We start from the raw sequence: 14,719 nt of genomic DNA, 5'->3' as shown, positions 1-14,719 counted from the left end.
GGGAGCCCTTATTCCTTACCGGAGACGATTTTCATGGTTCTGACGACGGATCGCCGCTCGCTCGTGCTTGGCGCCGGGCTCGGGCTCGGCGCGCTCATGTTGCCCGCGGGCCGGGCGCTCGCGGCCGGGATGCTGGCGGCGCAGGGCTTCACGCATGGCGTCGCCAGCGGCGAGCCGGGTTCGGATTCCATGCTGCTGTGGACGCGCTACGTGCCGTCCACCGACGCGGACAGCGTGCGCCTTGATGCCGAGATCGCGCTGGATGCCGCGTTCACCAGGCCCGTCCCTGCGGGTTCGGTACGGACCGGCGGCTATCGCGACTGGACCGCGAAGGTCACCGTCGACGGCCTCAGCCCCGGCACCGTATACTGGTATCGCTTCGTCGCGCCGGACGGCAGCAAGTCGCCGGTCGGCCGGACCAAGACCCTGCCGGTGGGCGACGTCAGGCGCTTCGGCCTCGGCGTGTTTTCCTGCTCCAACTTCCCTTACGGCCGCTTCAACGCCTATGCCCATGCCTCCGCGCGCGACGACCTCGACCTGTGGCTGCACGTGGGCGACTATATCTATGAGAACGGCAATGCGACGGTGAATCTGGTCACCGGCATCGACGGGCGCACGCTGGAGCCGGACCACGAAATCCTCGCGGTCGCGGACTATCGCCTGCGCTACGCCTGTTACCGCGCCGATCCAGACCTCCAGAGCTTGCACCGGCAGGCGCCCATGGTGGCGCTGTGGGATGACCACGAATCCTCTAACGACAGCTGGGAAGGCGGCGCAGCCAACCACCAGAGCGACAGGGAAGGCGCCTGGGACATCCGCCGGGCCGCCGCGATGCAGGTCTATCGCGAATGGATGCCGGTGTCGGACGAGCCGTGGAAGGCTTACACGATCGGCACACTGGCGACGCTCTATCGCACCGAATCCCGCCTGCTCGCCCGCACCAGGCCGATCGACATCAACGCCGCGTTCAAGTCCGGCGACCCCGACGCGCTGAAGGCCTTCCGCGACGGTCCTTGGCAGGATCCCTCGCTGACGATGCTGGGCACGACGCAGGAAAGCTGGCTTTCGCATGCCTTCAGGGCGAACGCCCGGACGACCGCGTGGCAACTCGTGGGCATGGGCACGATCATCGGCCGCACCGTGATGCCCCGCCAGATCACCGACTGGCTCAAGCCGGACGCGAAGAAGGGCACCGTCGATCGCTACCGCAACGGCGTGCGCGCCGCAGCGCTCGGCCTGCCGCTCTGGATGGATCGCTGGGACGGCTACCCCGCCGCCCGCGCGCGGCTGCTCAATGCGGCGCAGCAGGCTGACGCCGATCTCGTCATGCTCGCCGGCGACAGCCACAACGCATGGGCCTATGCGCTGGTTGAGGACGGCAAGGCGGCAGGCGTTGAGTTCGCCGGGCAGGCGGTGACTTCGGGCGGCATGGAAGGTGACCTTGGCGTCGATCCCGCGATCGCGGCGGCCGGCTTCATCGCGGCCAACCCGGAGATGAAGTTCGCCGACACCAGCCGGCGCGGTTACATGATGATCGACGTCACCCCGGAACGCGTCACCGGCGAATGGCTGTTCATGCGCACCGTGCAACAGCCAGACCTCGCCCTGTCCGGCACGCATCGCATGTCGGTCGAGCGCGGTCGCCGCGTCTTCTCCGCCTGACCACGGCACCGGGAGCCCATCCGCATGAGACGTCTGCTGATCTCTACCCTGCTTGCCGTTGCCGCCCCTGCTGCGGCTACACCCGATCCGGTCTTTCCCAAGCGCCAACTGGCCGGCCCGTTTAAGTCGGGCCACGTTCAGGGCATCGCCGTGGATCGCAAAAGCGGATACATCTACTATTCGTTCACCAACATGCTGGCGAAATACGATTTCCGGGGGAGGTTGGTGGGAACGCTCGTCGGCTGGACGGGCCACCTGGGTGATCTCGACTTCAACGAGGCGGATGGCAAGGTCTACGGCTCGCTGGAGTATGGCAAGCAGGACGCGTTCTACATCGCGGTCATCGACGGCGGCCGCATCGACCGGATCGGCATTCCGGCACAGGGCAGCGATATCCTGCGGACCGTCTACCTTCCCGAAGTGACCCGCGACTATGCCGCGCCCGGCCATCGCTACGGTTGTTCTGGCATCGACGGAGTGGCGTTCGGTCCGGCGTTCGGGCGCGCCGATGGGCGGCACTACCTGACGGTAGCCTACGGCATCTACGGCGACAACGCGCGCAGCGACAACGATCATCAGGTTCTGCTTCAGTACGACGCGGGCGACTGGGCTCGCCACGCACGCCCGCTTGAAGAAGGGCCGCCGCATCGGCAGGGCCCTCTGCGCCCGCGCACCAAGGTGTTCGTGAGGACGGGCAACACGCGCTACGGCGTACAAAACCTCGCTTACGATGAAACCCTGAAACGATGGTTCATGGGTGTCTATACGGGGTCCAAACCCTCGTTTCCGAACTACTCGCTGTTCGCGATAGACGCGCTTGCCCAACCGGCTCGCAGGGCCCTGTCGGGCGTCCCGGGCAAGAATGGTGACAAGGAAGAGCAGGGGCTCGTACTGCCTCTGTCACGCGATGGGCTGGAGCATCCGGCATCGGGTATTCGGGGATGGAACAGCAAGGCTGACGTCGGCCTCCAGCCGTTGGGACAAGGTCTCTACTACCTTGCCGTCAACTCCCGCTCGCCCGAGGGGCAGGCCGCGGAGGTCAAGCTGATGCGCTGGGCGAAAGCGTCAGCAACGGGGTTCACCCCCGTGCCGTAGGAACGTCGCGCTTCTCCGACAAATGATTGTCAGGCCGAAAAGCCGTGGTCATCCACGCCCGTATCGTCCTTCCGACTGCGCAGCGCCTCGATCACTTCGCGCATCGTCTCGGTATCACGCGGTTGAGGTCGCGCTTGGGGGTGGGGCACCTTGATGCCGTGCTCGCGCATCCACTGCATCAGTTCAATACACAGAGGATATTGGCCTATCGGGCACTGTTAGTCGGCCAAGTTGGAAAAGAGGCCGGTCCGCACCCAAGGAGTGAAAATCATCATCTGAACGGCGGCGAAGGGGCGGAAGCCGACCCGTATGAGCGACTGCTATCCGGATATTCCGGCTCTGAACCTGACGTTCCGCAACCGGCAGCTCGCGAGCAACTAACGCCGTTCACCATCCATGGTATGAACTACCGCTTTGAGGCAGGAGGCGTTATTCGCCCGCCGAAAAAGCTGCCATCTGTCCGTGCTGGACCAACAGACTTGCTCGAGATCGGTATCGGTGCCCTAATGGGTCATGGCCGAATTTTCTTTAACCCCACCGACCTATCTTGGCGAATTTGATGATGTGGTAGATCGATTTCCCTGGGCGTCAGAGCGTGCCCTCGATGCCGTCGATTCCATTCTCTTGCGCCATCTGCTTGGCACCAGCATTGGGCTCCTTAACGACGGCTATCTTGCCAGCCAACCCATTCTTCTTGAGATGGCGGGCAACACCAACAGCCTTCTGTGTCGGATGCTCGAAACTGGCTTTCTCCGGGTGCTTTCTGCAGCGGGTCGCCCGAGCCGTTCGATTGAGCAGCGAGCTGCCAGCGGTGTAGTCAGCCATGCCGCGCGTATTGCAGCCCCGGATTGGGTCGAGATCGCCGAAAAATTGGATCGTTTGTCACCGGCGCCTTGGCCCAAAGCGGATTTGACACCTGGCTTTAGACAGCTGGCGCTGCGCGCCGCCGCCCATCTGGAGAGCGCTCCTGTCTCAGATCAGATGGCGTCCCTAAGCTTTCCATCATTGCAACTTCGGCGGTTCATCGAGCTCCTTGAGGAGCACCCCTTTGCGCCTCGCACCCAATTGGAAGCCCTACTTGCCTTGGCAGTACGCGCGCGTGAGATCGATCTTGAAGCTCGGAACGACGCGATGGTTCTGGGCAATATCATCTATCATCTGAACTTTGCCGCTACGCTAGCCCTCGAAAGGGTGGATGGCGCTTTTGCTTCAACCTTGTTGAACCATAATACTTCGGGATTACTTGGCATGGAGCGCATGCCGACGTCCCTGCACATTTCCATTTTTCCATCCGCAATCGCAAAAGAATTGGTTCATGGCCTTGTCGATGCGCTTGCAAATCCGGAGCATAATTTGTCGAGGATACGCCGGGCATTTTTACGCAGCCCGCTTGATGAGAATACACAGGCCGCCTACCGGGCAGCTCTAGTGCCTTTTTCCCGAGATGACGGTATTCCCGTGGCTCCGGCCTTCGTACTTCAACCTCATTTTGCTGATAGCTCAACCATTCTTGCCTGCTTTAATTTCAAAGATTTCAGAAAATCGAATAATAGCTCGATTTGCTCGATTTTTGTATCGCGGGAGCAGGCACATGATATTCTAAGAACTTAAGAGATTCTCGTTTGGGGGCGAACGATGTTCAGTGGGTTCCAGCGTCAGGTTACCTACTATGGTACACTTGACGATGTCGTTGACCGATATCCCTGGCCCAACCCTCTCGATTTAAGGGCACTTCGCCAACAACTCGTCACTTCGGCGATCTACGGCAGACAGTTGCTGATAAATGACGGCTACCTCGTCGCGAACCCACTGTTGGTTCCTGACATCCAGAACATAGACAAATCGCTGCTCGGCGCCATGCTAACGACCGGTGTGGCCCGGCTTTTCTCCCGCAACCGAGATGCGGACCTCGCTCAAGGTATCATGAAGACGGCGGAACGCGTCCGTTCACATCGGTCGATCACCGAGACGAAAGACTGGCCCCGCTTGCGGCGTCAACTCGATTATCTCTCTCAGCGCGTGCGTCAGGATACGCAACCTTGGCCTGCAGACAAGAATATGGGACACCTGTTTTATCTGCTTATGGCCCGCCTCGCCGCGCTTCCGGGCCGAGAGCGGGATTCTGTCATCCCTCGTGAAAACGGAGAGGACTTTGATGCCGTCTTCCGAATGTTCGACGATGCGATCGACAAGGACAGTTTTGATGCTGCCCGTTCCTTGTGGGAAGAATATGCATGGCGACATGTCGCGCAACGAGACATCGACCCGAGCGCATTAGGCGCGATTAGGATTCCGACAGATCGCCTGGTGCGCTTCCCGGGATATGACCGCGTTACCGTTCTCATGAACATCGCAAACGAGGCCTATCATTTCGCCTATGCTGCTGGGGCAGGACACTCGATACGGTCAAATCCGACAAAGCCTGATGCGCCCCGCGACGTTGGCGTATCGACGGCGCTTGTAAGTGTCTTTCCTGATTTGGCTCCCCGGGAGAATATCCAAGAGATCGAGATTGACCATGCGCACATCGCACGGTTCAACCAGCTCATCGTATCGTTACCTGCAGATATCGAGTTCGGCACAGACTTCCGATTCGTGCGTAGCATCGATAGCGACGATGAGGTCCGCGAGAGCCGAAACGGATATGTCGCAGCGCTTGAGCTTTTCGCCAATGGCGGTGACTTTGAAACTGCCTATAAAATCCGAACAGACTATGTAAAAGCGCTGGCCAAATATATGGGGCCTGCACTGCGTATGAAGCGCAGATATATAGGTTACAAGATGCTCAGCGACCTCATGTTGGGTTACGCTACTGACGCGATAAAATTGACCCCAGGCATCGGCTTTCTGGTATCGACGAGCATTGATCATCTCCGGAGCAAGATGATCGAACGGATGCTTTCGGCACGCGTAGAGGCCGCGCTCGGAGAAGAGGGGATTCGAGCTACTCAGGAGCGCGGCGCGCTGCCGCTTGCTCGCAAATACGGCTTTTATCTAGGCCCTCTACAAACAGAGGGTGTTAATCTTCTGCTCGATCAGGTCGGCCCTCATCCAAGCATGAGGAAGTTGCTCAGTAACGATGGGAGAGTAGAGATAGAAGCTCGCGCGGTGACTTGATTTTTTGGTTCATCTTCGAAAGCCGGCGTTCGCCGCTGTCCTCAGGAATGGCGGCTTCATCCCCGCCCCAGTGGCAACCTGAATGTCCTCTGCCGGGCGTTCCAGGATCTCTGTCGAACGGCTTGGATGGGGCGAGTGTCTGCCGTCCCGCAGGCTCGCCCCTTATCAGACGCTCCGCCGCCGATTTTCCGTTCCCAGGTGCGACCCGTCTGCTTGCCCATCCTGGATGCCCGAGCATCGCCATGCGGAGAACAGCAGGTCTACTGCCAAAGGGTGACATCCCGCTCCGGGTCTGAGATGCTCGCCTCTTCTGTCGCTTCAGTGCAAGCAAGAAAGCCTAATCAAGGCGCAATGGCCGATTTCTTAAAGACTCTCTCGAAAGCAGCACGCCTCCTTCGCAAGGGCCGTCCAATGTCGGCACTGATCGCCATGCAGGGCGGCTTGGAGCCCCGAGCGCCCGCCAAACCCAGATCACCAAAAGCACCCCGACGCCTCAGCGGAAAGCCTGCGGCAACTCGGCAAGCGCGCCCGGCGCCGGGAACCTTCGGCGCGCATGAGTTCGACTGCGCGCACGGCACGATCCACTTCCGGTTGTACACGCCGCGCGGCTCGAAGCGCCGCAACCTTCCCCTCGTCGTCATGCTGCACGGCTGTTCGCAGACCGCGTCGGACTTCGCGACCGGAACCGGCATGAACGAACTCGCCGATGAACTGGGTTGCCTCGTGCTCTATCCGCAGCAGTCTCAGCGGGCGAACCTGGCGCGATGCTGGAACTGGCATCGGCCAAGAAACCAGACGCGGGGTGCGGGCGAACCGGCGCTGATCGCAGCGCTGACCCGCCATGTCCTCGCGCTTACCGCAGGCAATCCGAAACGGGTCTTCATCGCGGGCATTTCAGCAGGCGGTTCGGCTGCCGCGATCATCGGCAGCGCCTATCCGGACCTGTTCACCGCAGTCGGCGTCCATTCCGGCGTCGCGCGCGGCACGATCCGGACTTTGCCCTCGGCGCTCGCGGCCATGCGCGGGGAGGGACGGGCCAGATCGACCGGCAGGGCAACCCGCCCCCTGCCCACCATCGTCTTCCATGGCGACGAGGACCGCGTCGTCCACCCCTCCAATGCCGCGGGGTTCCTCAACACGCTGGAGCGCTCGCAACCCGGCGCGCTGATTTCGCGCACTTACTACGGCAAATCCGACAGGGGCCGGGACTTCACCCGCAAGGTCTATCGCTCGTCGAGCGGGAATATCCTGCTGGAGGACTGGACCATTCATGGAAGCGGCCATGAATGGTCGGGCGGCAGCGCCTTCGCGTCCTACACCGATCCGCTTGGGCCGAATGCCTCGCGGGAGATGATGCGCTTCTTCCTGTCGCAAAGGAGGGCAAGTTGAAGCCTGAAACGACATCTGCATCGCAAAGCCGGGACGACGGAGGCGCAATCCCTCACAAGCAGTTCGAGATAGACGGCAACGCAATCACCGACATTGCGTCGTTCTACGCTCAGATAAACCGATTGCTCATGGCCCGGGAAGCATGGGAGCTGGCCGAAAGTCTCGATGCATTAAACGACGTGCTTTACGGCGGCTACGGCGCCATCGAAGGCCGCGAGCCTGTGCGCATCGTCTGGAAGGACATGGCCGCTACGCGCGCCGCGCTCGGTCGGGAAGCGACTTGCGCATTCCTGCGCGCACGACTGGACACGAGAACGATGTTCAACGGCTCGCCCATCGTTGATCAACTGGCAGCGCTGGAGAGCGGCGCAGGCACCACCTATTTCGACGTGGTGATGCAAGTCTTCGCGGACCATCCCAACATCGAGATCGTACCCGCATGACCGTGAGACACGACCGAGCGCTGGCGATGCTGACACGATCTACGCATCCGTTCGTTGGTCACCGATAAGGTAGCACGAGAGACGAAATGAAGACCCCCGAACCGCCCGCAGGCATGGAAATGGAACTCAAGCTGGAGTTGGATGCGGCGGGTATGGAAGTTCTCGGTGGCTCCGACCTGCTGGCCGATGCACCGATCACCGTTTCGCAACGCGCCATCTACTTCGATACGCCCGACCAGGCCCTGCTCCACGGCGGGCTGTCGTTGCGCATCCGCAGGGAAGGCGACCGCCGGGTCCAGACAGTCAAGGCCTCGGGCGCCACAGCCGGCCTTTTCGTGCGCCCGGAGTGGGAGTGCGACGTCGCCCACGACGAGCCCGTGCTCGATCATACCAGCCCGGTCAGGGCCTTGGTCGGCAACGGCGCCGACGCGATCACGCCTGTCTTCATCGTCGAGAACCAACGCCGCCAGTGGATGATCGGCGGCATCGAGATTTCGCTTGATGAAGGCCGCGTGATTGCCGGAGATCGCGAGACAACATTTGTCGAGGTCGAACTGGAGCACAAGAGCGGCGATCCGGCCACGATCTTCGCGCTGGCTCGGAAAATCGACGCGTCCGCACCCGTCCAGCTCGGCGTGATAAGCAAGGCTGAGCGCGGCTACAGGCTGCTTGGCCCCGCGCTTGCCGCCTCCAAGGCGCACCGCGTTGCACTGGACGAGAACATGACTGCCGCCAGTGCCCTGCAGGCCATCGGTTTCGCCTGCCTGCGCCACTATCGGCTGAACGTGCCGCTGGTGCTGGACCACCGGGATACGGCAGCGCTCCATCAGGCGCGGGTGGCGATCCGGCGCATGCGCTCGGCGCTCACCATTCACAAGAGCGTGTTCACCGATCGCGCGCTGCCAAGGCTGAACGCGGAACTGCGCTGGCTGGCGGCCGAACTCGGTAAGGCCCGCGACATAGACGTGCTGCTCAAGCGCACCAAGGAAGAGGACGTCAGGGCACAGTTGCTGGAAGCCCGGACGGCGGCCTACGACACCGTGGAAATCGCCCTGCAATCGGCGCGGGCGCGTGGCCTCATGATCGATCTCGTCGAATGGCTGAGCATGGGCGAGTGGCTGCGCGACGATGCCAATGCCGAGGCACGGACAACCCCGGTGCTCGGATTGGCGGCAGAAACCTTGCGCAAGCTGCGCAAGAAAGTGAAGAGGCAGGGCCACGAGCTTGAGGCTCTGGATGACGAGAGCCGTCACGAACTGCGCAAGACGGCCAAGAAGTTGCGCTACGCGACGGAATTCTTCGCCGCGCTGTATGACCGCAAGCGCGATCACAGGCGATTCAAACGGTTCCTGTCAGCACTCGAAGGACTGCAGGACAGCCTGGGCGACCTAAACGACTTGTCCGCCGCGTCCGCAACGCTGCGACGGCTGGGCGTGACCAGCGCGAATGCGGAGAAGCGGGCGGCAGACCCGAAGGCTCGAGCCGCCCTGCTGGAGCAGGCCGCAGAGCAGCACGATACGCTGATCGACAGCAAGCGGTTCTGGACATAGTGGCCACCTCCCGATGTCGACCCATCTCGGACGCTTAGTGCCCGATCTCCATTCCCCAGGTGCAGCCTGTCTGCTTTGTTGGCCCCCAAGTAGGAAGGTACGATATTGTCCCCCCGAGGGTGCCCCTCCACCATGCTACGCATGGTCCCCCTCCCCCAAGGGGGAGGAACCGGCTCCGCTACAGACTAAGTTGCAGGCACCGCCGGCTCCGGCACTACAACGCAGCCCCAGCCATCATAATCACCGTTGTTGTTCGACGCTGCCCGACACAAGGCAATGGTAATCTCATCGATGTGATCGGGGCTGTCGGTCCGTTCGAATGCGATCTGGAATTCGCCATTCTCCGCCGTCGTCGCTCCCGTGACATGATACCCTTCGGCAACGAGGAATTGCGAGAAAGCGTCCCTGTCCCGCTCGGTTCTGAAAAATGCGAAATGATCGATGGTCCGAGCGACGTCGGGATGGTCGCCATTCTCGACCAGACGCGCTGTCACGTCGCGATTTGCCATCCGCTGAAGGTCTTCAGGCGATGGATACAGGAAGCCGCGATACGTAGCCCATTCCGGGTCGGGACGGGTGCCGGTATCATACTCGTAGTGCTTCCAGTTCCGCATGACGGCATCGAGAGTGCTCTCGATCCGGTCATCACGCGTGTAGAAGTAGAAATCCCGGTTTCCGCCCGAGGTGTTGCGCCCGACGTAGATCGAGCGATCATCGCCATCGATCGCGCTCGAAATGTCGTTCTCAAGCGCGATCAACGTTTCATATTCATCCTGGCTGGACAGACCATCGGGGCGCGGCTGCTGCATCCGGACGCGCAGGTATGCCATGTTCGGGAAGTCAGTCATCGGCACCGATCCAGCAATGCCGATATCGACGAAGATCGATGCAGGTTCGTCATCGACGAGCAGCGGGTAGAAGTTCCAGTTATCTGACATTCAGTCGGTTCCGCCTCATCGAATCAAAGTGATAGCTGAGCACATCCAATCATTGCGGCCGCGTCACGACCAACAACGGAAACATCGATTCCGGTCGAGAAGCCCCCTCAGGTAATCACATCCGGCGCCGTCCGCCCCGTATGCGCCTCGATCCCGGCAATGGCCTCGGCAGCGGCGATCTGGTGTTCCAGCATGGCGCCGGTCTCGGCGTCGACGTCACCGAAGCGCGGCTCGTAGCGTTCGAGGTAGACGCGCAGGGTGGCGCCTTGCGTGCCGGTGCCGGAGAGGCGGAAGACGATGCGGCTGCCGTCCTCGAACAGCACGCGGATGCCTTGATTGGCGCTGGTCGATCCGTCCACCGGGTCCGTGTAGGAGAAACTGTCCGCATGGCTGACGCTCAGCGGGCCGAAAGTCTGGGCGGGCAGCGTGGCCAGTTGCGCCTTGAGGCCATCCATCAGCGCGTTGGCGCCCTCGGTGGCGATGCCCTCGTAATCGTGGCGCGCGTAGTAGTTGCGACCGTAGCGCGCCCAGTGCTCGCGGGCGAGGTCGTCGACGCTGATGCCGCGCACCGCCAGGATGTTGAGCCAGAGCAGCACCGCCCACAGCCCGTCCTTCTCGCGGACGTGGTCGGAGCCGGTGCCCGCGCTTTCCTCGCCGCAGATCGTCACCTTGCCCGCGTCGAGCAGGTTGCCGAAGAACTTCCAGCCGGTCGGCGTCTCGAACACCGGCACGCCCAGCCCCTCGGCCACGCGATCGGCGGCGGCGCTGGTCGGCATGGAGCGGGCGATGCCCGCCAGCCGCCCGCGATAGGCCGGGGCGATCTCGATGTTGGCGGCCAGCATCGCCAGCGAGTCCGACGGCGTGATGAAGCGCCCGCGCCCGATGATGAGGTTGCGGTCCCCGTCCCCGTCCGACGCCGCGCCAAGATCCGGCGCGTCCTCGGACATCATCAGGTCATAGAGGTCCCTGGCATGAATCAGGTTCGGATCGGGGTGATGTCCACCGAAGTCCTCCAGCGGCGTGCCGTTGACCACGGTGCCGGACGCGAAGCCGAGGCGGCGTTCGAGAATCTCGATGGCATAGGGGCCGGTGACCGCGCTCATCGAATCCATGCGCATGGTGAAGCCCGAGGCGACGATCTTACGGATGGCGTCGAAGTCGAACAGCTCTTCCATGAGGTCGGCGTAGTCGGAAACGGGGTCGATGACCTGAACGGTCATTCCGGCGACCTCGACCTCGCCCACGGCGTCGAGATCGACGTCCCCGGTGTCGACCGTGTACCACTTCTGGATGGTCTTGGTACCGTTCAGTACCGCGTCGGTCACACTCTCCGGAGCGGGTCCGCCGTTGGCGATATTGTATTTGATTCCAAAGTCTTCGTCGGGTCCGCCGGGGTTGTGGCTGGCCGAGAGCACCAGTCCGCCGCTCGCCCTGTACTTGCGGATGACATGGCTGGCGGCGGGGGTCGAAAGGATGCCGCCCTGCCCCACCAAGACCCGCGCATAGCCGTTGGCGGCGGCCATGCGGATCGCCTGCTGGATCACCGTGCGGTTGTGATAGCGCCCGTCTCCGCCGATCACGAGGACCGCGCCGGGCTGCGGCTTCACCACGTCGAAGACCGACTGGATGAAGTTCTCTGCATAGCCAGGTTGTTGAAAAACTTTCACTTTCTTACGAAGACCAGAAGTGCCGGGGGCCTGTCCTTCGAACGGCGTGGTCGGGACGGTCACGATCTGGGTCAAGGAAGGCGTCTCCAAATAGCTCTGCACATGCCGTCATGTGCGCACGAGGCGACACTTTCGTGTCGGTGCGCGCATTGTCAAACGGTTGCTTGCCCAATGCGACAGGCGCCAATCGGTTGCAGCCGTTCCGAGTTCGTTAACTGTCGCCTATGTATCCATGCAAGGCTACCTGAACCCCGACCTTGCGCCGAGGATCCCGGCGCGCCGCAAGAGTATTTTCCGGATGCATGTCGACACCGCCCTGCACGACGAAGCCGCCCGTCTCGCCGCGCTCAAGCGCCTCGCCATTCTCGATACGCCGCGCGAAGAGGCGTTCGACAACGTCGTGAATCTGGTACGAACCGTGCTCGGCGTGCCGATTTCCGCGGTCACGCTGGTGGACAAGGACCGCCAGTGGTTCAAGGCGATCGAGGGCATCGACGCGCAGGAGACGCCGCGCAGCGAATCGTTCTGCGCCCATGCCATCCAGCAGAACGCCCCCCTGCTCATCCCCGACGCGACGCAGGATTCGCGCGTCGCCGATTACCCCGCCGTCACGCAGGATCCCTGGGTGCGTGCCTATGCGGGCGTGCCGCTGGTGACGTCCGACGGCTACAACGTCGGCGCCCTGTGCGCGGTGGACACCAAGACCCGCGAGTTCACGGACAGCGAACTCGACATCCTGCGCAACTTCGCGCGCATCGTCGTCAACGAGATGGAACTGCGCCGCATTGCCGAGCGCGACCAGCTTACCGGCGCGCTCACCCGGCGCGGGTTCATCGAGAAGGTGAACCAGGAAATCGCGCGCTGCCACCGCTACGGGCGGACCGCATCACTGGTGCTGATCGATGTCGATCACTTCAAGTCGGTCAACGACACATGGGGCCATCCGGCAGGAGACGCGGTGCTGCGCGATCTGTCCGCGACGCTTTCCGCAGCGGGCCGCTCCGCCGATGTGCTCGGCAGGCTCGGCGGCGAGGAATTCGCGATGCTGCTGCCCGAAACCGGGATCGCCGACGCACTGGCCGCAGCCGAACGTTTCCGCACGGCGGTCGCATCGCGGCCCATCGTGGCCGCGCCGAACAACACGATTTCGGTGACGGCCAGCTTCGGTATCGCCGTCCTCGACCAGAGCGTGACCGTCGCCGAGGAATGGATCGCCCGCGCCGATGGTCCGCTCTATCGCGCCAAGCGCGGTGGCCGGAATCGCTGCGTGGTAGGCTGAGGCCTCAGGAGACCTCGCAGGCCTTGCCAGGGCGGGCGTAGCGCGGATCGGCGGTCACCGCTGTATCCGTCAGCGCGCCCAGAAATGCCTCCACGTCGGCCGTTTCGACAGGCGACAGTGCCATGCCGTGCCGGGCGATGGCCTCGCTCAAGGTGTCGGCGCTGCCATCGTGGAGATAGGGCGCGGTCAGCGTCGCGTTGCGGAGCGAGGGCGTGCGGAAGCGGCCGCGATCCTCCATCCGCCCGGTCACACGCGCCAGCCCGAGGTCGCCGTTCGCTGGAGCTTCCGGCTCATTGGCCAGGCGGTGGAAGGCGAGGTCGGTGAACTCGCGCCCCGAATGGCATTGCGCGCACCCGCCCTTGCCGCGAAACAGCGCCTCGCCGCGTGCCGCCGCCTCGGGCAAGGAAGCGCCGCCCGCTGCCGCGCGATCCCAAGCGGTCTCATGGCTGACGATCGTTCGCTGAAACGCAGCCAGTGCCGCAGATACGGACGCGAAGTCGATCCGTCCCTTATCGCGCGGGAAGGACGCCTTGAACAGCTTGCGATAGCAGGGGCTGGCCGAGAGCCGCCGCGCCAGTTCGGCCTCCTGCCCCTTCATGCCCATCTCGACCGGGTCTTCCCCGGCGATCGGCACCAGCGCCTGCAGTTCCAGCGTGGTCAGGTCGGCGTTGCCCCACGTCAGCGGCGAAAAGCTGCCGACGTTCACCAGCGAGGGGACGTTGCGCAGTCCCGGCTCGCCATGCGCTCCCGGATGCGCACGCACGCCGTCGGCGAAGCTGTGGCGGGGATCGTGGCAGGTGGCGCAGGAGAGCGTGCCGTTGATCGACAGGTCGCCGTCATGGAACAGCCGCCTGCCCAGCGCGACACGCGCTTCTTCGCTGCCCTTGTCGTCCCTCGCGGCTCCCGCGCTCGTCGCAAGCGCGAGACCGGCCAGCAGCAGCGCGAGCCGCCCGCCCCGGCTCATTTGACCGGCGCGACCATCACCGTCAGCGCCTGCTCGCCATTGGCGGCGATCTGCAACAGGTGGCGGCCCGCCGGAAGGTCGTACTCGACCATCTTCGTGATGCCCGAGCACTCCGGCCCGTGGCCGTGCGCGACCGAAGTGGAGGCCTTGCCGTCGACGATCACGTCCACCCATGACCGCCCGTTCTGCGCGACGCGATAGCGACCGGCCTGCGGAACGTCGAATGCGAACAATCCGCCATAACTAACTGAACCGCCGGGCTTTCCGGGCTCCAGCACATATTCCACCCTGGGCGTCGCCGCGAGCGTCGCGTCCGCCGCCACGCCCTGCCGCAGCAGCGCCGTGCCTGCGGCCGATGCCTTCACGGCAGCCTTGAGTGGCTGGTGCGCAGCACTCCATCCGGACAGATCGGCCGGGATCGAAGCCGGAGCCGTGCAGGCCGAAGGCGCATGCTCCGCCATAGGTTCCGCCGCGCGCACCGGGCTCGACGCCAGCACTGCGAGAAGGGTCACGCCGAGTATTCGTCTCATGGTCATGGCTCCGCTTTATCCATATACAGAAGGATATATTTATGTACTGCCCGGTGTAATTATGTACGGCGGTATACAGATTCAT

General features: G+C 63.0%; 14 protein-coding genes. 9 read left to right on the top strand and 5 right to left on the bottom strand.

The genetic code is table 11. The features are described 5' to 3' along the window. The first annotated feature begins 33 nt into the window (after window positions 1-33). Together LO787_RS25595 and LO787_RS25590 are read left to right on the top strand one after the other, a co-directional pair. The gene (locus LO787_RS25595; RefSeq protein WP_232493772.1) at window positions 34-1,662 is read left to right on the top strand and encodes an alkaline phosphatase D family protein; all 1,629 of its coding nucleotides are present in this window, start codon (window positions 34-36) and stop codon (window positions 1,660-1,662) included. Window positions 1,663-1,686: 24 nt separating this feature from the next. Beyond that, window positions 1,687-2,757, top strand: a complete 1,071-nt coding sequence (locus tag LO787_RS25590) for a hypothetical protein (protein WP_232493771.1) — start codon at window positions 1,687-1,689, stop codon at window positions 2,755-2,757. A 29-nt stretch (window positions 2,758-2,786) separates the two neighbouring features. On the opposite strand, the gene LO787_RS25585 is transcribed toward LO787_RS25590, so the two are convergent. Further along, window positions 2,787-2,927 carry a hypothetical protein gene (locus LO787_RS25585; protein ID WP_232493770.1) on the bottom strand — a complete coding sequence of 47 codons (141 nt, stop codon included), beginning with the start codon at window positions 2,925-2,927 and terminating at the stop codon, window positions 2,787-2,789. Between LO787_RS25585 and LO787_RS25580 the strand changes: the two genes are divergently transcribed. The 6 genes from LO787_RS25580 (at window position 2,916) to LO787_RS25555 (ending at window position 9,256) form a co-directional block, all read left to right on the top strand. Continuing rightward, window positions 2,916-3,317 (top strand): hypothetical protein, encoded by a 402-nt coding sequence (locus LO787_RS25580; protein ID WP_232493769.1) that lies wholly within the window; start codon window positions 2,916-2,918, stop codon window positions 3,315-3,317. The genes LO787_RS25585 and LO787_RS25580 overlap by 12 nt on opposite strands. After that, window positions 3,271-4,368, top strand: a complete 1,098-nt coding sequence (locus LO787_RS25575; RefSeq protein ID WP_232493768.1) for a hypothetical protein — start codon at window positions 3,271-3,273, stop codon at window positions 4,366-4,368. The genes LO787_RS25580 and LO787_RS25575 overlap by 47 nt, the downstream gene beginning before the upstream one ends. A gap of 24 nt (window positions 4,369-4,392) precedes the next feature. After that, window positions 4,393-5,874 (top strand): hypothetical protein, encoded by a 1,482-nt coding sequence (locus LO787_RS25570; protein ID WP_232493767.1) that lies wholly within the window; start codon window positions 4,393-4,395, stop codon window positions 5,872-5,874. A 591-nt stretch (window positions 5,875-6,465) separates the two neighbouring features. After that, window positions 6,466-7,263, top strand: a complete 798-nt coding sequence (locus LO787_RS25565) for an extracellular catalytic domain type 1 short-chain-length polyhydroxyalkanoate depolymerase (protein ID WP_232493766.1) — start codon at window positions 6,466-6,468, stop codon at window positions 7,261-7,263. Continuing rightward, the gene (locus tag LO787_RS25560; protein WP_232493765.1) at window positions 7,260-7,706 is read left to right on the top strand and encodes a barstar family protein; all 447 of its coding nucleotides are present in this window, start codon (window positions 7,260-7,262) and stop codon (window positions 7,704-7,706) included. The genes LO787_RS25565 and LO787_RS25560 overlap by 4 nt, the downstream gene beginning before the upstream one ends. 86 nt (window positions 7,707-7,792) lie before the next feature. Further along, entirely contained in the window at window positions 7,793-9,256 is a 1,464-nt protein-coding gene (locus tag LO787_RS25555; protein WP_232493764.1) for a CYTH and CHAD domain-containing protein, read from the top strand. Window positions 9,257-9,441: 185 nt separating this feature from the next. Here the strand turns inward: LO787_RS25555 and LO787_RS25550 are convergent, their stop codons facing one another. Together LO787_RS25550 and LO787_RS25545 are read right to left on the bottom strand one after the other, a co-directional pair. Next, complete coding sequence (locus LO787_RS25550) at window positions 9,442-10,194, bottom strand: DUF695 domain-containing protein (protein ID WP_232493763.1); 753 nt, start codon at window positions 10,192-10,194, stop codon at window positions 9,442-9,444. 107 nt (window positions 10,195-10,301) lie between these two features. Then, complete coding sequence (locus LO787_RS25545) at window positions 10,302-11,936, bottom strand: alpha-D-glucose phosphate-specific phosphoglucomutase (RefSeq protein ID WP_232493762.1); 1,635 nt, start codon at window positions 11,934-11,936, stop codon at window positions 10,302-10,304. A gap of 223 nt (window positions 11,937-12,159) precedes the next feature. Here LO787_RS25545 and LO787_RS25540 point away from each other — a divergent pair, with 223 nt between their 5' ends. After that, the gene (locus LO787_RS25540; RefSeq protein ID WP_232496422.1) at window positions 12,160-13,140 is read left to right on the top strand and encodes a sensor domain-containing diguanylate cyclase; all 981 of its coding nucleotides are present in this window, start codon (window positions 12,160-12,162) and stop codon (window positions 13,138-13,140) included. Window positions 13,141-13,144: 4 nt separating this feature from the next. Here LO787_RS25540 and LO787_RS25535 read toward each other — a convergent pair whose 3' ends face one another. Together LO787_RS25535 and LO787_RS25530 are read right to left on the bottom strand one after the other, a co-directional pair. Then, on the bottom strand, window positions 13,145-14,104 hold the full coding sequence (locus tag LO787_RS25535; RefSeq protein WP_232493761.1) for a cytochrome-c peroxidase: 960 nt from the start codon (window positions 14,102-14,104) through the stop codon (window positions 13,145-13,147). Next, window positions 14,101-14,634, bottom strand: coding sequence for a hypothetical protein (locus LO787_RS25530; RefSeq protein WP_232493760.1), 534 nt, complete (start codon window positions 14,632-14,634; stop codon window positions 14,101-14,103). Before LO787_RS25530 ends, LO787_RS25535 begins: the two co-directional genes overlap by 4 nt. Window positions 14,635-14,719: the final 85 nt, after the last annotated feature.

It is taken from the genome of Novosphingobium kaempferiae (assembly GCF_021227995.1).
Classification (GTDB): domain Bacteria; phylum Pseudomonadota; class Alphaproteobacteria; order Sphingomonadales; family Sphingomonadaceae; genus Novosphingobium; species Novosphingobium kaempferiae.
The sequence above is the reverse complement of the archived record's forward strand: the minus strand, read 5'-3'. Positions and strand labels throughout refer to the sequence as shown.